This window comes from Cetobacterium sp. NK01, from assembly GCF_024506395.1.
GTDB classification, from domain to species: domain Bacteria; phylum Fusobacteriota; class Fusobacteriia; order Fusobacteriales; family Fusobacteriaceae; genus Cetobacterium_A; species Cetobacterium_A somerae_A.
Map to the genome: position 1 here is coordinate 233,470 of NZ_JANIBO010000001.1, position 23,002 is coordinate 256,471.

General features: G+C 26.2%; 20 protein-coding genes. 5 read left to right on the forward strand and 15 right to left on the reverse strand.

Features of this window, described 5'->3' with window-relative positions; genetic code table 11:
- Nucleotides 1-115: 115 nt before the first annotated feature.
- Complete coding sequence (locus NON08_RS01190) at nucleotides 116-1,144, reverse strand: PTS transporter subunit IIC (RefSeq protein ID WP_256689709.1); 1,029 nt, start codon at nucleotides 1,142-1,144, stop codon at nucleotides 116-118.
- Nucleotides 1,145-1,298: 154 nt separating this feature from the next.
- Between NON08_RS01190 and yjeM the strand changes: the two genes are divergently transcribed.
- Nucleotides 1,299-2,834, forward strand: coding sequence for a glutamate/gamma-aminobutyrate family transporter YjeM (gene yjeM / locus NON08_RS01195; RefSeq protein WP_256689710.1), 1,536 nt, complete (start codon nucleotides 1,299-1,301; stop codon nucleotides 2,832-2,834).
- 77 nt (nucleotides 2,835-2,911) lie between these two features.
- On the opposite strand, the gene NON08_RS01200 is transcribed toward yjeM, so the two are convergent.
- The 5 genes from NON08_RS01200 to NON08_RS01220 form a co-directional block, all read right to left on the reverse strand.
- Nucleotides 2,912-3,532: a DUF1847 domain-containing protein gene (locus tag NON08_RS01200; protein WP_256689711.1), complete on the reverse strand. Its 621-nt coding sequence runs from the start codon at nucleotides 3,530-3,532 to the stop codon at nucleotides 2,912-2,914.
- 39 nt (nucleotides 3,533-3,571) lie between these two features.
- Nucleotides 3,572-4,357: a sulfite exporter TauE/SafE family protein gene (locus tag NON08_RS01205; RefSeq protein WP_256689712.1), complete on the reverse strand. Its 786-nt coding sequence runs from the start codon at nucleotides 4,355-4,357 to the stop codon at nucleotides 3,572-3,574.
- 574 nt (nucleotides 4,358-4,931) lie between these two features.
- Nucleotides 4,932-5,315 carry a hypothetical protein gene (locus tag NON08_RS01210; RefSeq protein ID WP_256689713.1) on the reverse strand — a complete coding sequence of 128 codons (384 nt, stop codon included), beginning with the start codon at nucleotides 5,313-5,315 and terminating at the stop codon, nucleotides 4,932-4,934.
- Nucleotides 5,316-5,461: 146 nt separating this feature from the next.
- Entirely contained in the window at nucleotides 5,462-6,892 is a 1,431-nt protein-coding gene (locus NON08_RS01215) for a polysaccharide lyase 6 family protein (protein ID WP_256689714.1), read from the reverse strand.
- Between the two features lie 203 nt (nucleotides 6,893-7,095).
- Nucleotides 7,096-7,881: a MerR family transcriptional regulator gene (locus NON08_RS01220; RefSeq protein ID WP_256689715.1), complete on the reverse strand. Its 786-nt coding sequence runs from the start codon at nucleotides 7,879-7,881 to the stop codon at nucleotides 7,096-7,098.
- Nucleotides 7,882-7,955: 74 nt separating this feature from the next.
- Between NON08_RS01220 and NON08_RS01225 the strand changes: the two genes are divergently transcribed.
- Nucleotides 7,956-9,284 carry an MATE family efflux transporter gene (locus tag NON08_RS01225; RefSeq protein ID WP_256689716.1) on the forward strand — a complete coding sequence of 443 codons (1,329 nt, stop codon included), beginning with the start codon at nucleotides 7,956-7,958 and terminating at the stop codon, nucleotides 9,282-9,284.
- Nucleotides 9,285-9,314: 30 nt separating this feature from the next.
- On the opposite strand, the gene NON08_RS01230 is transcribed toward NON08_RS01225, so the two are convergent.
- From NON08_RS01230 to NON08_RS01245, 4 genes are read right to left on the reverse strand one after another with little or no spacing between them, the layout of a single operon-like run.
- The gene (locus NON08_RS01230; RefSeq protein WP_256689717.1) at nucleotides 9,315-10,610 is read right to left on the reverse strand and encodes a serine dehydratase subunit alpha family protein; all 1,296 of its coding nucleotides are present in this window, start codon (nucleotides 10,608-10,610) and stop codon (nucleotides 9,315-9,317) included.
- A gap of 13 nt (nucleotides 10,611-10,623) precedes the next feature.
- Nucleotides 10,624-10,869 (reverse strand): glutaredoxin, encoded by a 246-nt coding sequence (locus tag NON08_RS01235; RefSeq protein WP_256689718.1) that lies wholly within the window; start codon nucleotides 10,867-10,869, stop codon nucleotides 10,624-10,626.
- A gap of 31 nt (nucleotides 10,870-10,900) precedes the next feature.
- Nucleotides 10,901-12,148, reverse strand: a complete 1,248-nt coding sequence (locus tag NON08_RS01240; RefSeq protein WP_256689719.1) for a dicarboxylate/amino acid:cation symporter — start codon at nucleotides 12,146-12,148, stop codon at nucleotides 10,901-10,903.
- A 20-nt stretch (nucleotides 12,149-12,168) separates the two neighbouring features.
- Nucleotides 12,169-13,338 (reverse strand): MalY/PatB family protein, encoded by a 1,170-nt coding sequence (locus tag NON08_RS01245; RefSeq protein ID WP_256689720.1) that lies wholly within the window; start codon nucleotides 13,336-13,338, stop codon nucleotides 12,169-12,171.
- Nucleotides 13,339-13,477: 139 nt separating this feature from the next.
- Between NON08_RS01245 and NON08_RS01250 the strand changes: the two genes are divergently transcribed.
- The 3 genes from NON08_RS01250 (at nucleotide 13,478) to NON08_RS01260 (ending at nucleotide 16,080) form a co-directional block, all read left to right on the forward strand.
- Nucleotides 13,478-14,413: a LysR family transcriptional regulator gene (locus NON08_RS01250; protein WP_256689721.1), complete on the forward strand. Its 936-nt coding sequence runs from the start codon at nucleotides 13,478-13,480 to the stop codon at nucleotides 14,411-14,413.
- Between the two features lie 24 nt (nucleotides 14,414-14,437).
- Nucleotides 14,438-15,163: an SDR family NAD(P)-dependent oxidoreductase gene (locus NON08_RS01255; protein ID WP_256689722.1), complete on the forward strand. Its 726-nt coding sequence runs from the start codon at nucleotides 14,438-14,440 to the stop codon at nucleotides 15,161-15,163.
- Between the two features lie 485 nt (nucleotides 15,164-15,648).
- Nucleotides 15,649-16,080, forward strand: a complete 432-nt coding sequence (locus tag NON08_RS01260) for a HEAT repeat domain-containing protein (RefSeq protein WP_256689723.1) — start codon at nucleotides 15,649-15,651, stop codon at nucleotides 16,078-16,080.
- A gap of 141 nt (nucleotides 16,081-16,221) precedes the next feature.
- On the opposite strand, the gene aqpZ is transcribed toward NON08_RS01260, so the two are convergent.
- The 5 genes from aqpZ to NON08_RS01285 all read right to left on the reverse strand — a co-directional run bounded on the left by aqpZ (nucleotide 16,222) and on the right by NON08_RS01285 (nucleotide 23,001).
- Nucleotides 16,222-16,914 (reverse strand): aquaporin Z, encoded by a 693-nt coding sequence (gene aqpZ, locus NON08_RS01265; protein WP_185891439.1) that lies wholly within the window; start codon nucleotides 16,912-16,914, stop codon nucleotides 16,222-16,224.
- Between the two features lie 438 nt (nucleotides 16,915-17,352).
- Nucleotides 17,353-18,021 carry a cupin domain-containing protein gene (locus NON08_RS01270; protein ID WP_256689724.1) on the reverse strand — a complete coding sequence of 223 codons (669 nt, stop codon included), beginning with the start codon at nucleotides 18,019-18,021 and terminating at the stop codon, nucleotides 17,353-17,355.
- Nucleotides 18,022-18,120: 99 nt separating this feature from the next.
- Nucleotides 18,121-18,360 (reverse strand): thioredoxin domain-containing protein, encoded by a 240-nt coding sequence (locus NON08_RS01275; RefSeq protein WP_256689725.1) that lies wholly within the window; start codon nucleotides 18,358-18,360, stop codon nucleotides 18,121-18,123.
- Between the two features lie 355 nt (nucleotides 18,361-18,715).
- Nucleotides 18,716-22,114: a hypothetical protein gene (locus NON08_RS01280; protein ID WP_256689726.1), complete on the reverse strand. Its 3,399-nt coding sequence runs from the start codon at nucleotides 22,112-22,114 to the stop codon at nucleotides 18,716-18,718.
- Entirely contained in the window at nucleotides 22,111-23,001 is an 891-nt protein-coding gene (locus NON08_RS01285) for a DUF4007 family protein (RefSeq protein ID WP_256689727.1), read from the reverse strand. Before NON08_RS01285 ends, NON08_RS01280 begins: the two co-directional genes overlap by 4 nt.
- Nucleotide 23,002 lies beyond the last annotated feature (1 nt).

The window sequence follows — 23,002 nt, forward strand, 5'->3', positions numbered from 1 at the left end:
ATTTTTATCTTCTAAGATTACACTCCTTTATTTTTTTAGTCCTAATAATGAGCTTACACCTTTTATTAAAAATAGTCAAGAAAAAAAATGACTGATCAGTCATGAGGCTTTTTATTTATTTTTCTATTTTCATATCTCCATCTTTTATAAAACCTTTTCTCCTCATAAAAATATATATTAAATAAGTCACTAAAGCTGGACATAATATATATATAACAATTATTAAAATAATTGTTTCTAATCCTCCTCTTCCTATTTTTGTCATTGTTATATAACTTTCTAATACTCCAACTAATCCACTTGTTCCCATTCCAGCTCCAGCCGAACTATTTTCTATTTTAAAAACTATAGTTACTAAAGGGCTTAATATAATTGACGCTAATATTTGTGGAATCCATATTCGCCAACTTTTCACAATATTGGAAAATTGAAGCATAGAAGTTCCAAGGCCTTGGGCTATTACCCCTCCCCATCCATTATCTTTATAACTTGTAACTGCAAAGCCTATCATCTGAGTACAACATCCTAAAGTTGCTGCACCAGCTGCTATTCCTTCTAATTTCAACATCATGGCTATTGCTGCACTACTAATAGGAAGAGTTAAAGCCATTCCCATAAAAACAGATATCACTATTCCCATTAAAACTGGATGTAATTCTGTTGATTCCATTATCAAAAATCCTATTCCTGTCATTATTTTTCCTAAAATTGGACCAATCGTTGTTCCTACTAAACCTCCTATTAAAATAGTTATTGCTGGAGTAAGTACAATATCTATTTTAGTTTCTTTCGAAATCGCCTTTCCGAACTCAGTTGCTATCAAAGAGGTTATATACGCTCCAACTGGTCCACCTAGAGAATAACCAATCATACCTGTAAAAGTTGATGAAAATAAAACTAAAGGTGGTGCTTTCAATCCATAAGCAATGGCTACTCCTATTCCGGCACCAGTTATATCCCTTGAAATAGGCCAAATAATATCTGTTAAAAATTTAATATTTAATTGTTGACCAATCATATTTAAAATTGAACCTGTTATTAAAGTTGAAAACATACCTAAAGCCATAGCACTTAGGGCTTCTACAAAATATTTTTTTCCAGATAATTCAATATCTTTTTTTCTTAAAAATTTACGTATCTTCATAATTTATTATTATAGCATAACAACTCTAAAAATGTCACTTTTTAACCATAACAGAACTTTTCACCTGTTTTAATTACTTATATTTCTATTTATTTGACACCTCATAATGCTAGTGATAGAATAAAATTATCACTTTAATATAAGGAGGAAACTAATGAGTAATCACACTAGAACAGATCAGAACAAAATGGGAATGATGGCACTTGCATTGATGATTTTCACTTCAGTTTATGGATTTGCCAACATAGCGCTTTCTTTCTTTAATATGGGATATTCTGCTATTCCATATTTTCTTTTATCCGCAGTTTTATATTTCGTTCCATTCTCTTTAATAATTGCAGAGATGGCACAAGCTTTTAGAAATGACCATGGTGGTATCTATACCTGGATGGAGAAATCCGTTGGTATAAAATGGGCATTCACAGGAATTTTTATGTGGTGGATATCCTACGTTGTATGGATGGTTGGAAAGGCCACTAATATGTGGATTCCATTATCCTTTGGTATCTTTGGTAAAAATATCTTCACTGATGCCAACGTTATGGCATGGACAGGTTTAAAATCTTCTCAATTTTTCGGAATTATTGGAATTGTATTCATGATTTATACTACTTATGTTGCCATTAAAGGTATTAAGGGTATTTCTAAAGTTGCATCAATTGGTGGTATAGCCGTTATTGCACTTAACATTCTTCTTTTTATTGGTGGAGTTATTGTACTTATTACGAAGGGATTAACTCTTGGTGAAACTAACTTTAATTTATTTCAATCTCCTAATCCTAACTTTGGAACTCCTGTAGCAGCTTTAGGATTCTTAGTTTACTCTATTTTTGCATTTGGTGGAATGGAAGCATCTGGTGGATTAGTTGACAATGTAAAAGATAAAAAATCATATATTGGTGGACTTACTTTTGCAGGAGCAATTATCTCTATTGGATATGCTATTGGAGTATTTTTAGTAGGAACTTTTACAAACTGGTCTGATATTATGGCTGCTAAAGATATCAACGGCGAAGCTCTTGTAAATTATGCCACTGTAACTTATGTTATTGTTGGTCAATTGGGATATACTCTTGGAAAAGTATTTAATATGAGTCATCCTGAAGTTTTACAAGTTATTTTCTCCAGATTTGCTGGATTTGGTATGTTCTTTGCATATGTTGGAGCTTTCTTTACTTTAGTTTATGCTCCATTGAAGCAGATGATTGATGGTACTCCAGAAGAGCTATGGCCTTATGGAATTGGAAAGGATGATGAAGTTACTAAAACTCCTAAAAAAGCTTTAACAATGCAAGCTATCTTTGTAATAGTTATGATTGCCCTTGTTGCTTTTGGTGGTTCAGGAGCATCTAAATTCTTTGCTACTTTACAAGGAATGACAAATATTGCTATGACTCTTCCTTATATATTTATTTCATACGCTTATATAAGATTTTTAAACAACGATAGTATTGAAAAACCATTTAGAGTTTTATCTAAAAATAAAAGTTTTGGTGTCTTTGCTGGTTGGATTGTTACTTTAGTGGTAGCATTTGGTAATATCTTTTCAGTAATGGATTTAAATGGCTCAGATGTAGGTATTTTTGGTATAAATATTCCAGGAGTTTATGATGAATTTATAATTGGACCTGTTATATTTTCTATAATATCATATTTAATTGTTCATCATTACGAAAAAAGAAAAAAATAATTATGTAATAAAAAAAATCTTAGTTCTATTAAATATAGAACTAAGATTTTTTAATTTTGAAAAATGTTTCTAGTTTATTAAAATAGTTTCTTCTTATAGTATGCATCAGCTTGATATATAGCTGCCACTGGATTATGACACAACACTCTATCTTTTACTGCAAATACAGTAACCGGTGCTTCTGAATGCTTAATAAATAATGTATCATGTCCTACACAAAGACCAAATAAAATATTTAAATCTGTTTTCTCTTCATTTAAATGTAAAGCTTGACCTATCGGATTACACATTATATCATTTTTTACATATGTTTCTTTTTCCTCTTGAGGGATTCCTAAGAATCCTTTTAAAATAGCTCCATTTTTACAAATTACAGAAACTACCTTTAATCCATGATGTTCTAATATTTTTACAAATGTTTTAGCCTCCTCATGTAATCCTGTACAAAAAGCTAATCCTATACGTTCATAACCACATTTTTTAGCAAAAGCTATAGTTTCTTGAACACGAGTCCAATTTGTATTTCCTTCAGCTTCAACAAGTGCTGACTGAACTGCAATTGTTAAGTCGTCTCCCACGTGTAGCTCCTTTGCTTTATTTTGCATTTCCTCATTTCTACTAGGACAAAATACCTTTGGCATCTTTTCTTGATCCTTTGATAAACAACCTCTTGTCATACATTTTGCACAAATACTCATTTTTTCTCTCCTAACTCATTGTTTTTTTATTTTTAATATTTATAAAACTCCTAAATAGTTCATTCCATTATAAACACTTATTAATATTATTCCAACAACCATACAAAGGTATATTTTATCTACTCCCTTTAAAGATAGTTTTTTTGAAATTATAGGTCCAACAGTACCTCCTAAGATTCCTCCTGCTACCATCATAACAAAAGCTAACCAAACAAATTCTGGCATACCTTTAAATAAAGTTTGAATAACACTTATTCCTTGAGAGAATAATATTATATAGATCGAGTTTATAGCTGCCTCTTTAGAATTAAGTCCAAAGAATAGATATAAAACCATAAGATTAATTGGTCCTCCTCCTATTCCTAAAAATGATGATAATGCTCCTAGAAAAAATCCAATAATTAATGATACAACTTCACTTTCTATATCAAAAGGTTTTATTTTTGACTTCTGAATTGTAAATATAAGAACTCCAACAGTTACAACTGCTAATACAAAAGATTGTACAGCTCCTGCCATATTTGGATCTCCACTAGCCACTTTAACCCAATCAAAAAGTTGCTTTCCTAAAAGTCCTCCTACTGACGCTCCAATAGCTAAACATGTTCCTCTTTTCTTTTCTGGCTTTATTCCCGCCTTACTATTACGATATAATGTCATACTTGTCATTCCAAGTACTGTACATCCTGACAAAAAGCTAATTGCTGATACATTCATTGTCCCCATTGCATCAAGAACTGGCTTAATAATAACTCCTCCACCGATACCACTTATAGCACCTAAAATCGATGCTCCTAAACAAACTAAAAAATAAAACATTTCCATTCTTTTTACTCTCCCTCGTGTTTCATTATTTTTATAACTTATTTTATATATTTATAACATAATTAGTCAATGATATGTTTTTGTATTATTTTTTTTGTTCACAATTTAATCTTTTAATGTTTTTTTAATTCGCTTTTTAATTATTTTTATTCTAATTTCTATTTTAAAATATTTTTTCACATACTAGTATATTTATAATAATATATTTATTGCCAAAAAACAACATTTTATCTTAATTTTAAACTTATATTTTTTAAATAATAAAAAAAAGTGACATATAATTTATATATCACTTCATTGTTTTTCTCCAAAAATAGCTCTTCTATTTTTTTAGCTACTGAATATTGAAAAGAAAAGAATAGGCTACTATTTATAAAACAAAAAAAACAGATACTTTTTCAGCACCTGTTTTTTTGTTTTATTTAACTTGTGAGTAGTCAAATAAATTATTAAAAGTTCAGTTAATTTATTGTACCGAAAAAATGTCTATTTGTACAAAAATTAACTGATTACTTTTTTATCTGAACTTGATCAAACAAAAAGTTTTTTCGAAAAACTTATTCACTTAGATATTTTATAACGAATAATACCAAACTATAAATTCATTTTTAGTTTCTTTAATTTTTACTTGTTTTGACATTAAAAGTCTATTCAAGATTTTTTTTATCTCCTCTGGATCTTCTTCTAATTTAGCTAAGACACCTTCTCCTTCAGCAGTTTTATCTGTACTGAAAAATTCCACCAAAAATTCTTCTGCATCTGTAAAAGAATCCATATTTCTAGTATATCTTAGAATTTCATCTCTTTTCACATTAGGATTTTCTTTAAAAATGTCTTCTATAAACTTTTCCAAACAATCAATCTTATAACTTAAAACTGAACTTTTTAAAGTTTCATAAAACTTGTCAGATTTTTCTTTAGTCCAATGCTTATAAAAAATTTCTCTAATTTTTTCCATATATTTTCTCTCCCATAAAACGATTTTTAAACTTTTTCTAATTTAAATACTAAACTTTTATTTGTATAAAATACTCTTCCCATGACTATTATAACACTTTTTAGCACTTTAGTTTAAAAATATTGTATTTCTATATATAACTATACTTAATTTTCTATTTTATAATTAGGTCCAATTATATTTTCTGTTAAAATCAATAGATTTTTGGCACCTATATTTTTATTTTCTTCAATTAAAATCCCTTGTTTTCTTTTTAAAAAAGGTTTATTTCTATCAATTCCTTTTGGAAGATTTAAAACTCCCTTTATTTTTCCAAAATAAACTTCATTTTCATATTCAGAATCCAAAGGATTCATATCTTCTGCTCCTATTAATGCATAATTATTAGGATTCTCTTCATAAGAAAGATTATTTTTAAAATATAGATTATAACCTGGATAAACTTTCTCTACAACAAGATTATCCCGCTTATTTGGAGAATGTATTTTATCACTATATAAAATGTTTTGCTCTGAATTTATAAAAGAATTATTTTCTATAAGTATATTATTAGGTGTCCACTGACTAATTATTTTATTTTGAGATTCTTCTCCATTTTTCGTATCAATAACTCCCGTAGCTGATACAAGTCCTCCTGTGGCATTACCTTTTCCTCTAAGTCCTTCTATATAATTATTTCTTATAACGTGACCTTTATCATAAAATCTTATGCCCCGTGTGCCTTCTTTTTCCATTCCTAAAATAACATTATCTTCTACAACATTATCTCTTCCTTGTCTTAAAGTTATTCCTGCAATACTAGAAATAACAGTATTTCCCTTTAGTAAGGTATTCGAAGATTTTACTGAAATCAATTCAGGTTCAGCATCCATATTTATAAAAAGATTGTATAAAATTTCAATTTCAGAATTTCTATGTAATGCTGTTTTTCCTGTTCCTGTTCTTATAGCTTCCCAACCATTAGCCTCATTTTTTAAAATAGAATCTTCTGATTTATGATTTTTAAATATATTCTGTGCTATGATATGCTTATCTTGTTTTTTCAAATTTTTATTTATTACAATAATTTGTCCTCTCTTTGTTTTTCCTTCAAAATAATTATTTAAAATTTTATTTTTTGAACCTTTTAAAGTTATCCAGTCACTTTCTTTTTCATCATGTATATTGAAGTTTATAAAAGAATTGTTAACAATTTTATTTTCATTTCCTAAGAGGCATATAATTCCCGATGAATTTGCAGGTCCTCCTTTTACAAAAATAAAATCTGAAAAAACATTGCAATCTCCAGATATAAGAATTTGAACTTTTCCAGAAAAAATTACTTGACCTGGATTTTCTGCTGAAATTTTTATATTATTTTGTTTAATTTTAATAATCCCTAGATCTTTATATTCTCCATTAGGTATGACCAATTTTTCACCGTTTTTTAATTTTTTTAATCTCTCTAACAAATCTTGTGTTTTTTGTTCTTTTAAATTAGATAACGAAACTTTTTGTTTTTCAATTACTTTTACAGGTTTATAATTTTCTCCTTCCCATTGGGCAAAAGAAAAAATACTCTTCGTAAAAAAAAGCATTGAAACAAAAATGGTACTTTTTTTCATTAACAACTCCTTTAATTATAAGTTATAAAAATAAGTTTACACTTATTTATATAAATAGTCAATATTTTTATGACTAACCAGTCATCAGTTTAGCAAATAATTTTATACTGTAATATATCATCAAAATAGCTTTCTCTAATAATTTCATATTATTAAAGAAAGCTATTTTTAATTATTTACATTAATTCAAATGGGTGAAAAATATTTATCAAAGAGTACTCCTCATTTTTATTATCTAATTTTGAAATATAATATATTTCAAGAAAACTTTTAAAATTGGTCAATTTATTTTCATTTTCAAAATTTATTATTTTTTCAAAATAAACTTTATTTTTAAATGCAGCTCCTTCCACATACAAAGAGACTCCTTTCCTTTTATAAATCTTATCACTTTTTATAGATTTAGAAGCCACAATAACTTCTTGATAAAAATTGTAATTTTCTTCATCTGTTTTCAAAATAATAAAAGTATCACTCAGATTATAGTAAAGATCTATATTTTTTAGAACTTTTCTTATATGAGTTTCAATATCATTATTATCTTTTATCTCTCCTTTTGAACTTCCTAAAATAAAAAATTCTACGTCTTCTATTTCTAAAGCTTTATTTAAACTGTTCATTGCATGATTTAATGTATTTTCTAATCTATTTAAATTAAGTTTTATATTTTTTAAATTTTTAATCTCTTTTTCAATTATACTTTTTTGAAATGTAATTGATTTTAAAATATTCTCTAAATTATTTCCTTCATATAAAATTTCCTTTATTTTTTCTAAAGAAAACCCTAAAGATTTGCATCTTTTTATAAAATCTATTTGTAAAAATTGATCTATAGAATAATATCTATACTTTGTCTCTTCATCAACATAAATAGGTTTCAAAAGTCCCTCTTTATCATAATGGCGTAGAGCTTGTATAGAAATTTTTGTTAATTTCGATGTCTCTCCTATTGAAAATATCATATTTTCCTCCAATTTTTTTTGACTCTATTGTTACAATAGAGTATATACTATTCCTTAGTAAAGGAGGAAGTAAAATGTTAAAAAAATTTATCAATTATGCTGTACCATCTGTTTTTGCTATGTTTGTATCATCACTTTATGTAATTATTGATGGAATTTTTGTTGGTCAAGGAGTAGGAAATTTAGCTCTTGCTGCTGTTAATTTAGTTGTGCCTGTATCAATTTTCTTTTTTGGAATAGCTACAATGTTCGCTGTTGGAGGAGGTACTCTTATCTCTGAAAATTTCGGAAAAAAGAATATAGCGAAAGGAATTCATATCTTTAGAGAAGCTTTTATTGTTCTTTTAATACTAAGTTTTTTTCTAAGTTTTATATTTGTTGTTTTTTCAAAAAAGATAGTTGTTCTCTTAGGAGCTAAGGGAAATATTTTAGAAGAGGCTAATATTTATTTAAAATATTATGTTATGTTTTGTATTCCAAATATCTTAGGAATATCTTTAAGCAGCTTTATAAGAAATGATGGTAACCCTAAACTTGCTATGACTGCTACTATCTCAGGAGCTTTTTTAAATATAATTTTAGATTATATATTTATTTTTATTTTTAAATGGGGAATAAAAGGAGCAGCAATAGCTACTGGACTTGGACAGATTTTAACTGTCTTAATTATATTACTTCATTTTATATTAAAAAAAGGGTATTTATCTTTTGGAAACACCAAGCTTCACAAAGAAAATATTTTAAGATTTATTACTCTTGGATTTCCATCATTTTTTATGGAAATTACTTTTTCTATAATGGTATTTTGTATGAATATAGCAATCTCTAAAATTGGGAACAATAGTCAATTAGCTTCATTTGGAATAATTAACTACTTAACGACTATAATTTACATGCTTCTACTTGGATTATCTTTCGGTGTACAACCTTTATTCAGTTTTAATCATGGAGCAAAAAATCATGAAAATGTTTTTAAATTTTATAAATTTACAATTGTATCCTCTATAATTATTAATTTTCTCTATTTTATAGTCTCTTATTTTGGAGGATACGATATCATTAGATTATTTACTAAAGATTCAAACATTTTAAATGAAACATACATAGGACTTACTCTTTTTAATCTTTCATTTTTTGTTATAGGAATAAATGTTATTCAATCTGGATACTATCAAGCTATAAATAATCCTAAAAATTCTAATATTATATCTTTTTTAAGATCATTTATATTTTTTCCAATAACTATTTTTATAAGTAGTCATTTTTGGGGATTAAATGGAGTCTGGTTAAGTCCACTATTTTCTGAAACTTTTTGTTTTATTACTTGGAATTGTTTATTTAACAAAAATTTAGGTTCTATATTATCAAATTATTTTATAAAATCTTTATCTAAAGAGAAGTAAAGTTTAAAACTTTACTTCTCTTTTTAATTGCTAATTATTTAATTCTTTTTCAAGCATAATATCTAATATAACTTTATCAGTAGTCTGCATTCCTAATTTTGAAACTCGACCCAAATTTTTTATAGTATTTTCTGGAGTAGATGCACAAATTCCATTGCTTGAAGGAATTACCACATCTGAATAAGCTAGATATGCACTCATCACTGCCGCATTACTCGCTGTTGCAAGTTTTAATGAACACCCTATTTTTCCACCATCACATATCATTCCTGTAAGATTTGCAATCATATTAATAATTGTTTTTCCCATTTGTTCTATACTTCCATCCATAAGATAAACCATTGCACTTGAAGCACTAGTAGCCGCTGCAACACCACATCCACATGTCGCAGAAAGTTTTCCTGAAAATTGTTTAATATAAACATTTAAAGTATGTGCTATAGCCAAAGCTTTCAAAAGTTTAATTTTTTCAGATTTCACATATTTTGCAAACTCAACAACAGGTATTATAGTTGTTAATCCATGATTTCCACTTCCCGCACTACTCATAGCAGAATATGGACATCCTGACATTCTGCTTTCTGATGCACTCGCAACTTTGACCATTATTCTGCTAAAAAGAGTATCTCCTAAAATATCATTTTTTGTAAGTTTTTCTAAACTATGCGCTATTCCAAGTCCATCCTTATTCTGTTCTGATAATCCAAAATCTGCCAAAGCAGTATTCATTAATACTCCATCATACATAAATGAAAGCTCATCTTCTGTACAACTTTCAATAAGATTAACTATTTCTTCTATTTTTAAATTTGACAATCTCTTATGTAATTTATTCTCTAAAGCAGTTATTTCTTTTTCTTCACTTAATAAAACACCATTTTTTTCTATTAAAAAAATATTGTCATGAGAATTTTTAATTATGCATCTTCCAGTTTCTTTAGTAGTTTTAATAAAAGCTTCAATATAAAGTGCCTCTTTTGATCTATCAATAGTAATAGTAACTACTTTTTTTTCAACTAACTCCATTGCTTTTTTACTTATTTCATCTGTTATTTTATTAAAAAGTTGAAGTTTATCTTCTGGATTTGAAAGTAGCGCTCCTAAAGCAGCTGCATAATTTAATCCTACATGTTGAAAACCAGGTATTCCTACAGCCATTCCATTTTTATATATGCTAGGATTAACAGCAACTTCAATTTTTTCAATAGTTCCATCTATTATTTCAGTAACTGCAGCAGTTGATAAAGCTACTGCCACAGGTTCTGTACAACCTAGGGCTGGTATAACCTCTTGGTGTAAAAGCTCAAGTAATTCAATTTTATTCATTAATCTCTAACCCCTATAAAACGTCATCTAAATTCAATGTGATTTCTTCGCCTTTTAAAAAACAAGGAATTCCAAGTCCACCTTTAATTTTTACTTCCTCATATATAGGATTAGCTTCTCTAAGACTTAAATATTCCTTTAAAGCTGTAAAATTTGATGATATATCTCTAAAATCAAAATTTATTTTTTTCTCTTTAAGTTTACATACAGCGTAAATTGTATCTGGACATAAATGACTACCTATAACTATTATTTTCATAAAACTCTCCTTTTATACTTTAGTTTTTATTTTAAACTGTTAAAATCTCTTCTTTATTTTCCTCAATCCACTTTTCTCCCTCTACAACTCTAGAAACCATCATAGAAGCAATTGTATCTCCAGCTGCATTTAGACAAGTTGCCATTGGATCAACTAAAAATCCTAGTGTAGCAACAATTGGAAACGCTTCAGGTGGAAATCCAAATAGACTCACTATTAACATTTCACCAACTAATCCCCCTCCTGGAGCTCCAGATAATACAAATGCACTAAGTATTGATACAACTAATGCCATAAGATATGTTTCTACTCCTGCAAATTCAAGATCGAATATTCCAAATAAAAAACTTATTTTTAAAATAGATGAAATTACTGATCCATCCATATGCATTGTTGCTCCCATAGGTAACACAATTTCATATACATCTTTTGGAACACCTATGTTTTTACATGCTGCCATATTTGTTGGTAATGTGGCAACTGAGCTTTGTGTAGCAAATGCTGTAAGAGCTGGTGTCAGTATATACTTTGACATTCTACTTACTCCCTCTTTTCCTCCAGAAATATAAGCATATAATGGAAATGCTAATACAGCATATAAGATACAAGTTGGATAGTATATTAACATCGCTCTTCCATAATCACCTAATAATTTAGGTCCAAACTCGCCAATTAAACTTGCAAAATATGCTCCTAAACCAATTGGAGCTAATTTCATAATTAATTCAACAAGTTTCATTATAATATTGTTCATATTATTTAATAGTTTTCCAACTGGACTTTCCTCTCCACCACAAACAGATACACTAAATCCAAATCCAATAGAAGCAATAATAATAGGTAACATATTTTTACGACTAAATAACCCACTAAAATCATTAACCGTTAAAGAGTTTACTATTAAATTTGCTGCACTACTAGGAGTCCCCATATTCCCAGAATTTAAAACAATTTTTGCTCCGACTGCAGGTGGAAAAATATTAACAACCACAAATATTAAAATAGCTGCTACTATACCAGTTCCTATAAAAATAGCCATTAAACTTCCTAAAATTTTTCCAAGTCTTTTCATATTTAACATATTTCCAACTGCTGTTGAAATTGATATAAAAACCATTGGAACAACAATTGTAAACATTAAATTTAGAAAAATATCCCCAATTGGTGAAAGAATCATAGCCTTTTCTCCTAAAATAACGCCTACAATACTACCTACAATAATTCCCAATAAAAGTAAAATTGAACTTCCATAATTTCCCCAAAATTTTGATCTTTCCATTTTTAACTACCTCCCTCAGTTTATAATTTGTCAACCGCTTTTTTCAATTGTTCTAATGCCTGTTTTAAAACACTTTTTGGACAAGCAACATTTAATCTCATAAATCCATTTAACTCTTTATCAAATGCTGTTCCACTATTTAAACCAAGTTTTGCTTTTTCAATCATAAATTTCTCTAATTCTGTACTACTCAGATTTAAAGCTCTACAATCTAACCACATTAAATATGTTGCATCAGGAGCATAAGTTTTAATTTTTGGAATATTTTTCTTACAATATTCAACTACAAAATCAAAGTTACTGCTAATATAAGGTAACAATTGATTTAACCACTCCTCTCCTTCGTTGTAAGCTACTTCCATAGCAATAGATGAAAAAGAGTTATTACGATGAATATCTTTTGAGAACCACCATTTGTCAAACTCATCTTTCAACTTATTATTTGGAAAAACAATAGTGCAAGCTTGTAGTCCTGCTAAATTAAATGTTTTTGTTGCTGAAAAACAAGTTACCACTGTTTTTTTAGCTAAATCACTCACTGTTGCTGTTGGAATAAATTTCTTGTTATGAAAAATTAGATCCGAATGTATCTCATCACTTATTAATAAAACATCATTCTCTGCACAAAGATTTACAATCTTTTCAATCTCCTCTTTTTTCCATACTATACCTAATGGATTGTGGGGATTACAAAATAAAAACATAGATACTTTTTTTATCTTATTTTCAAAATCCTCCCAATCAACAGACCATTTCCCATCTTTTTCTACAAGACGATTTATTAATACACGATTACCTGAATTTTCAACTATTTCATAAAATTCTCCATAAATTGGTGGTTGAATTAAAATGCTACTTCCACTTTTACACCAAATTTCAGCCATCACTGTCATAGCAGGAACCACTCCCACAGAAAATGAGCATAATGATTTATTAATTTCCCATCCATTTCTTCGCTTTTGCCAATCACATCCAGCTTTAAAATAGCTATCTGGTCTTGAAACATACCCAAATATCCCTTCTTCAGCTTTAGTTTTTAAAGCATCTATAATTGGTTGAGCAGTTTTAAAATCCATATCTGCTATCCAAAGTGGTATTAAATCATCTGTTCCAAATTTTTTTATTCGTTCATCATATTTTGCACATCTAGTATTTGCTCTAGAAATTACTTCATCAAAATTATATTTCATCTTCTAGTTTTCAACTCCTTTTGTAGTTTGTGACCAGATATTAACATAAAATAATATAGTTGTAAAATTGAATATATCGATATATAATATAGAAAAAAATTGTATTTTAGAACACCAATTACAATTGTACGGAGTTAATATGAATAATACTGATGTAATAGCTTTTTCAGAAGTTGTTAAACAAGGAAGTTTTTCTAAAGCTGCAGAAAAACTTTTTATTACTCAATCTGCTTTAAGTTCAAAAATTAAAAATCTTGAAGAGGAACTTGATTGTAAACTTTTTTATAGAAAAAAAGGTGTAAGATATGTTGAACTTACCAAAGCTGGAAAAGATTTCTTAAATTTAATTGATCGATGGAATAAGCTTTGGTTTGAGATGTCTAATATTAAATCTACAGTGTCTGATATTTCTTTTGTAGTTTCTGCATTGAATAGCATTAGCACTTCTCTTCTTCCACAAGTTTTTCTAAATTTTTTAGAAAGAAATAGTAAAGTTTTTTTAAAAACAGAGGATTTATCTAGTTATGCCTCTTACGATGCCATTGAAAATAGAACTGTCGATTTTGCTATTGTAGTTGATCAAAGATACTCTTTAAATGTTTCTTGTAATCCATTATTCTCAGAAAAAATGGTAATAATCTCTGGAAATAACTCTAATTTTTCTGATAATATTGATTTATCAGAACTAAATCCTTCTAAATTTATCTATTGTCCTTGGTTTTTAGAATTTGAACAATGGTGCCAAATTTATTTTGGAAAAAACTTCAAACCTTATATTCAAATTCAAATAGTACACCAAATAGATTTTATGCTCACAAATAAAGATTGTTGGTGTATTGTACCAAATACCGTTGCTCAAATGCTTGCAAAAAAATCAAATATAAAAATTCATGAAATAAACTTTAGTATTCCCAAAAGAAAAATATTTTATTTACATACTGTTGAGAATAGACATGAAAATTATCTCATTTCTGAATTAATTTATTGTCTAAAGCAAGAGCTTATTGAGTTGGAAAAAAATAAAGTTTTAAAGTGCGATTTTCAATATATTGAAAATGATTTTGGATTGATATAAAAAATTAAAAAAGTTAGGTGAATTATGGAAAACGATAAGTTAAAAAAGATTTGTATTATCACTGGAGGAGCTGGTGGCATTGGTTACCATCTTTCAGAAGGATTTTTAAAAAAAGGATATAAAGTAATTGTTTTAGATATTAATAAACACAAAGAGCTATCAAAAGGTATCGACTTTCTTAAAGTGGATTTAAGATTTGAAGATGATATAAAACATGCTTTTTCTCAAATTATTGAAAAATATGGAACTGCTCACATACTCATAAATAATGGAGCTATTTCAAATTTTAGTAAAAGTATCGAAGATATCTCTATCAATGAATTTGATGATGTTATAAATGTCAATCTTCGTGGAAGTTTTATTTGTTGTAAAGAGTTTATAAAAGTAAATAAAGGACAAAACTATGGCCGGATAATAAATATATCCTCTACTCGATGGAATCAAAATGAAGCCAACTGGGAAGCTTATGGTGCTTCAAAAGGTGGATTAATCTCTATGAGTAACACTCTTGCTATCTCTCTTTCTAGAACACCTATTACTGTTAACGCAATAAGTCCTGGATGGATACAAGTAGATAATTATGATGATTTAACAGAAGCCGATCACTCTCAACATCCTTCAGGCAGAGTGGGTATTCCTCGAGATATCCTTAATGCTTGTTTATTTTTAGCTAATCCTGAAAATGATTTTATTAATGCTACAAATTTAGTCATTGATGGTGGCATAACTAAAAAAATGATTTATGAATAGTAAATAATTTATAAATAAAAAAGTAGAGGGCAACCATCACAAATCCCTCTACTTAACTACTAAATCACCTTCTAATAACTTTAAAACTTTCAATCATTTTCTTAAAAAACTTTTTAAATCTCTTAAAAGTAAAACAGTTTACTGACTTTAAATCTATTACCTCATATAATAGTTAGAAAAACAACTTCATGATTTGTTAAAATTAATTAAAATACTATTTTTCTTCATTTTTTAAAAATTAAAACATCTTTGAAACTGTGTGATGGCTATTTTACTACTTTAAAATTAAATATTAAATCCTTTTCTACCTTCTAACTATTATTATAACTTTTAGACGTTTATTTCTTAAATAAAAGTTTGAAAAATTTATTTTTTTGAAGCAATCAAAATTATTTAATATCTATTGTGCTTCTTTGAAAAAAGTTATATAATATTCTATAGTCTTAAAAATTCTATATTGATAAAATATACCTAGGAGAAAATAAATGGAAATAATTATAAAAGATTTAAAAAATGAGTTATCTTATAAAACTAGATTAGAAGCTTTAGATAAAATTAAAGATTATGATTTAAATGATGAACAGTATTTTCATATAAAAGCACTTGTTATTAGATTAGCTTTAACTGATAGAGTATTTGCTGTAAAACATGCCGCTTTTTTACTTTGTCAAAAAAATAAACTAAAAAAAAATAATGAACCTATTAACTTAGGAAAAAAGAATACTGGTTATTCTCCTAATGACGTTAGAAAAATGTTTTTAAAAATTAAAAAACAAACTGGAATGCAAGCTTTAGATTTAGAGCTTTTTAAAGAGTACTTTCAAACTATCGCTCCTCAAATGTATGATGTTATGTCTTCTGAGCATATGTATTTTGATAACTGGATAAGAGGTATTTATAAATATTTATCTAAATAATTATAAATTAAAATTACCCCCTACTTTAATATAAGTAAGGGGTAATTTTATATGTTTATTTTAAGTCTAATTAATTTTAATTAATAGAAATTTACTATCTATTTTAGCTTTTATTTCATTATGTTACTTTTTTAATAATTTTTAATTTTTTTCATCTAAAATTAATTTATAAATAACTCCTGCAATGATAGCACCTGCTAATGGAGCCACCCAGAATATCCATAGCTGATTAAGTGCTTCTCCTCCTGCAATAAGTGCAACTGCTGTACTTCTAGCAGGATTTACAGATGTATTAGTAACTGGAATACTAATTAAATGGATTAAAGTTAATCCCAATCCAATAGCTATTGGAGCAAATCCTTTTGGAGCCTTTTCAGATGTTGATCCTAATATTATAAATAAAAACATAGCTGTTAATACTACTTCTGTTAATACTCCAGAAGCTAATGAGTACCCATTTGGAGAAAGAGCTCCAACACCATTCAATGCAAATCCGTTATCTAAAATAAAAGTTGAAGAACCTGAAGCTATTGCAAGTAATACTAATCCCCCAATAAATCCTCCTACAACTTGAGCTAATATATATGGAATAACCTCTTTTTTATCAAACTTCCCAGCTGTAAATAATCCTATTGTAACAGCAGGATTTAAATGACATCCTGATATATGTCCTATTGCAAATGCCATAGTTAAAACTGTTAATCCAAAAGCTAAAGCCACTCCAGTAAACCCAATTCCTAGCTCTGGATATCCTGCCGCTAAAACAGCACTTCCACACCCTCCTAAAACTAACCAAAAAGTTCCTAAAAACTCTGCAAATAATTTTCTAAACATTATTTTTATACCTCCTAATTTATAACAATTTTTTAACAAAAAATATTATATCAAAGTTTATACAAAGTTAACAATGTAATTTTTTTTTAATACCTGTGCCCTTTTACATCGTTTTTTTATTTTACACAATGTACTGAAAATACTGATCTATTAATATAATTTCTTTAAACTACATTGTAATACTATTCTAGAAACAACATCTAGAAACAACATTAAAATAAATTAGTATAGGGAAAATTTAAAATAAAAGAAAATTTGGCAGATGAAATATTTAATCCTTTAACTAGATTTTTTATAGAAGTGAATAACAATTATGAACGTCAATCATTTTTTTATTATATCAGTCACAACATTAGAAAAATGTTTTTAAAAATTATAAATTTAAACTCCCCCCTACTTAATATAAGTAAGAGGGAGTTTAATATATTTATTTTAAGTCTAATTAATTTCAATTAATAGAAATTTACTGTCTGTTTTAGCTTTTATTTCATACAGAACATTAGGAGGAATTACTATAATTTGATCCTCTTTTAAAATCTCTTTCTGATTATTAATAGCAATATCTAGCTCTCCATATAAATTTAAAATAAGTAGTTCACCTTCAGTTTTATTGTGCTCAATCTCTTCATTTTTAGATATAGCAAACATTAATGATGTTAGATTTTCTAAATTTAAAACTCTTTTACTCACAATTCCACCTTTAAATCCAATCACTATATCTTTCATTAAAAGTTCTTTTGAATACTCTAAATTTATAAACCCGCCTATATCTTCATGTTTTTTTACTATTATCAATAACATTTTAGCCTTTTTTAAAGCTTTTAAAGCGTGAGGAATATTTGCAGGCATTAATATCATCTCACCTTTTTTTACTTTGTGAGCTATTTTGTTTATAGAAATTTCAAACTCTCCATCCAAAACATAAACTAAAGCGTCTGCTGGAGCACTATGTTCACTTAACATCTCTTCTTTATCAAAAGCAAAAACAGCTGAATTCAAAGAATTTTTTAAAGCAATCATCATACTATTTATTGTTTTCTCTCCATAAGGAACTAAATCTTCTAAATTTATAACTTTATTAAATTCCATATTTCTTATTGCATTCATTTTATTTCACCTCAATTTTTCATTAAATAAAAATTAAAACTATCTAAAATGAATTTTACCTCAATATGAAAATAAAATATGTATCATATGTTACTCTTTTTAAAAATCTTCCTCTTCAACTTCAAGAAAATTTTCAATCTCTTTTAATCCAACAAATATATTTTCTTCACTAATATCATCATCAGTTGAAACAATTAAAGTTGGAAACACTTTAACAGAATACTCTTCTGCAAGCGATTTATTTTGTTCAACATCTACATATTTAACATTTTCAAAGTCTTTTAAAATCTCAATAACCTCTTCAGATTCTTTTGAATTTTTTTTATAAAAAAGTATCATTTCTAAACCTCCTAATTAATATGGTTGTAGAAATATACTAAAAAAATATTAAAATCCTTCAAAAATATAATATATTCTAAACTATTTTAGCCTCTCTTTTCATATCATCTTTTAAAGACTTTAATAAATAAAATACCAAAATAAAAGTCTTCAATGTCTTTTTTCATAAAAAATACTTGTTTTTACTATTTTTTTAACAATAGTCCATTTTTTTGACTCTCTTATTTTAATTTTAAGCGTCTTATTTCATTTTGGACTCATAAGTACAAACACCCCTGTAAAATCCATTTAAACTGCATTAAATGTCTCACAGAGGTGTCTAAAATTAATGTATTACAATGTATTACGTTTTGTATTACATATCTTTTAAAATCTCTAATAATATTGATTTCTTTTCTTCTTCTTTGACTGATAATCCCATTGCTTTTATAGTAGCTTCTAATTTTATCTTTAACATTTTTCCCATTTGACTATGAGTTTCTACCAAAGGTATAATTAAACTTTCTCCATTTGATATAACTTCAATTACTTCACTTACATTTTCTCTTTCCAATTCTTTTGTAACTAAAAACTTTTCTAATCTTTCTTTAAAGTCTTCTATATCATTTAAATTCGACCAATTCTCAAAACTAAAACCTTTGATTTTAGTTGTCAAATCTAATAAAAATATTTTATCATTTTTATAAATATATTTCTTTAACCAAGTTTTTATACCATTATCAAAAACTTTAGTTTGTTCTTGCCACTTTTCTAAAGCTTCTTTTAAATTTTGTCCTGTTTTTAAAATATTTAAAATTATTTCGTGAATCTGTAATTCAATTCTTATTTTTTCATCTTCTAAGTACTTCATATCCTCTGAAATAATTTTTACAATTTCTTTTAAATCTTTAGTCTTTGCTCTTCTTGATAATTCTTCAAATAAAAATTCATATGCATTCTTATCTTGGAATAAAATATTAAATATCTTCGATAAAACTTTACAGTTTTTTAATGATAAATTATTTAAAAATCTATTTAATGAATAAAAATATGTTTTAAATCCTTCTACAATTCCAATCTCTATCTCTGAATTTTCAGAATAATAAACTCCTAGTAACTCTTTTAAATTTTCTAAATATTCCTCTTCAACAGCGGTCTTTTTAACATAACTTAAATAATAGTTTTCTGGATTTTTTTCTAACTTTTCAATTATATCATTACTTAATAATTGCTTTCTTTTAGTTGTTTTATCTACTATAGCTATACATTTTTTATTCTTTATTAATACAATACCTAAAAATAAAGTAAAAATCCCAGCTCTTAATCCATAACCTTTTACTTTAGTTGTATAATCTTCATATAAGTTCCTTATAGAATAATTTTCTAACTTTATTTTTTCTAAAATTTCTCTCTCTAAAATTTCCCATTTAGAATCTAGAATTATATCCCCTAAATTTAAAGAACATATTTTTTTCAAAACTGTTCTTGCTACAGAGTTAATAGCTCCTGTATTTTTATAAAACTCTTTTGATTCTAAGTTTTTATCATTTTTTATTAACATCTCCAATAAAGTTAACCTTACTTTTTTCATAGGAGTACTTATTTTTTCTTTGTTCATTAATTCATAATTTATTTCAATATAATTCCTATACTTATCAATTAAATAATCATAGGTTACATTTAATATTTTTTTATCAACAAATATTTTATTTTCAGAAATAATTTCAATTTCCTTTATAGAAAAATATTCTTTTAACTCTAAATTTATAATTGAAATCAATTCATTTTTATATAATAAATATTCCTCTTTAAGAGATAGATTTGTGGAGCATTTCTCATCTAGAACTAAACAATCTATTGCTTCTAATTCTTTTAACAAATAACCTATTTTAAGTTTTTTGTCATTTTTATTAACAACTAAAATAATATCTTTATTTTTTAAAATATTTTTAATAGAATCAAAATTGAATGCTTTAGTTATATTAGTCAAATAAACTATAATCCCATCCGAATATTCTTTTATTTTATCTAAATAATCTACTTGAGTAACATCTAGATAAATCTGTTTAAAATATCTTGTTATATCTTTTTCATAATTATATTTTACTGGATAATAGTAATCTAATTCTAAATATTTATTTAAAGATGTTGTATAACTTATAGAATGCAATTTATTTTGGATATATTCTTTAATTTCATTTTCTATATTTATTTCAGCATCTTCAACTATCTTGTAATAATTCTTGTTTCTTTTATAAGAAATAATGTTTTTTTCTTGAAGACTTTTTAATAATAAATCCATTTCATTTTCATTTAAATCAAGAGCTAATTTCAGTATCTCTTTGTTTGGTTGGATATCAGAGAATCTATTATAAATTTCTATAATTCCTAAAGTTTTTAGAAACCTCACTTCTTCAGTATCACTAATTAAATTTAAAGCTCTTTTTGTATTAAAAAAGCTTTTATATTCTGTAGTTTCATGATTCAGAAACTTAAAATTTTCTTCAAAATAATCATAAATTTTATCTAATCCTATTAAAAATCTATCTTCTAATATACTTTCTAAGCCTTTTTCATCATTCGAACTTAAAAAAGCAAACATTGTTCTTTCATTTTGAGCAACTTTTTGTGATAATTCTGGTAATATATATGCTGATAAATAATTTAAAGGATAAAATTCATCTATAGTTTTATCTATATCTTGAAATATGAATTTACTTTCTGATAAATTAGTCTTATATTTATCAAATTTTTCTTTGTTTAATTCTCGATATTCTTTAAATTTATCATTTTTATATATAACTTGAGATAAAATACTTAAAGATGTCACTTTATCATAAAATAAATGCTCTTTTTTAAATCTTCCAGATACTTTTTCCCATTCGTATATATTATCTTGTTTATTTAATTTATTTGTATATTGAAATATATCTTTGTGAGTTATTAAAAACATAATAGAGTTATTGTCACTGTTACAGTATTCTGCCATATCTTGAATCTCTTTAACATCAACTTTATTTATATTAGTTTCTAAATATCTTCCAAACTCATCAAATACATACACTACTCCTAAATAGTTTGTTTTTTCTAACACTTCTTTTTCAAAATTTTGAATTAATTTAACTATATCAAAACTAGATTCATAATTGATAAACTCTTCTCCATAAAAAATCTCTTTGTATACTTCTTTAAAGAGTTCTATATAGAATGGTTTATTTTTTTCTAATTGATTTTTAAACTCTTCTAAACCTATATTTTTTTCTGATAAAATTTGTGAAAGTTTCTCTATTATATTAGGATATTCTTTATCCCAATCTTGTATTTTTTTTAGAATTATTTCGCTTTCTAAATTTAAACTTATATCTAATTTTTCTTTTTTTATAGAATCAAGAATTCCATGTAAAATTGCCTTTTCATAACTTTTAAATCTATCTCTTGCAAAAACTACTAAATATTTTTTATCTTTTAGTTTTTCATATGTTTTCTTTAATTGAAACCGTTTTTCGGCTCTATTTAAAAAAACATCAATTTCTCCTTGATTTTCAACTGATAATAAATTTAATAAAACTGACATGAAAAATGATTTTCCACTTCCATATGCTCCAGATAAAATATATGACCCATTTTTTTTCCCTAATATAGATTCACTTATTTTAGCTAACAGTTTTATATTTTTTTCAGTAGGTATATATGCATTTATTTTTTCATTTTTTTTGTAATCATTTTCAATATTTACTGAAAACCCAACTTTTGTTATCTGTATTCCTTTGTTCATTGAAGTAGCTCACTTTCTAAAATTTTTTTAATTATATCTTTTTCTAAGTATTTTTTTATATCAAGAGTTATATTTTGCAGTCCTGCTGCTCTATCTACATGAATTTCATCTTGTAGTTCTAACTCTTGAACTATTTTTTCAAAATCTAGATAGCTAATTCTTATAATTTTATTTACATAATCATATGCATCTATTACTGAAAGTTGATTTATTAAACCTTGATTTTTGATTTTTTTAAAAAGTAAGTAATAAATTAAATAATCAGAGATACTTTCTCTATTTACATTTATAAACTTATAAACTCCACCAGCTTGTTTTAAATAATTTAGCTTTACAAAAGGGGAAACCATATTTTCTTCAGGATTATTTAAAGTTTTCTCATCTTTTAAATAAGTTTTAATAAAAACATTTATTGTATCTTCTAAAGTTTTTTTAGAATATTTTATTCTATTTTCAATACAAAAAAGCTCTGCTTTTTTTTCCAAACTTTCTTTTGAAAAACTATTATTTTCTTGATTTTTAAAAACCAAATCCCATATTAATACTTTTTCATTTTTTTTAGTTAAAATATTAGAATGTAACAACCATAAACTATTTAAGTTCTCTAAATATGGATCTAATTGGAATATAATCTTTGAGTTTTCACTTAATTCTAAATCATCTCCATTTTTTTCTATAATTCCTAAAATATCTATCCAATATTTTATTGATTCAACCATTTTGCTTCCGACACCTAAAGTATCTATTGCTACTGATAAATTATTTTTTGAAAAAAATGACTTATCTATTTTTTTATTTATATCTTTTTCATAAACCTTATAAAATAATTTATTTATCCAATTTTCTCTTATATAAAAAGAACTATGACCACTTATTATAACTTTCATT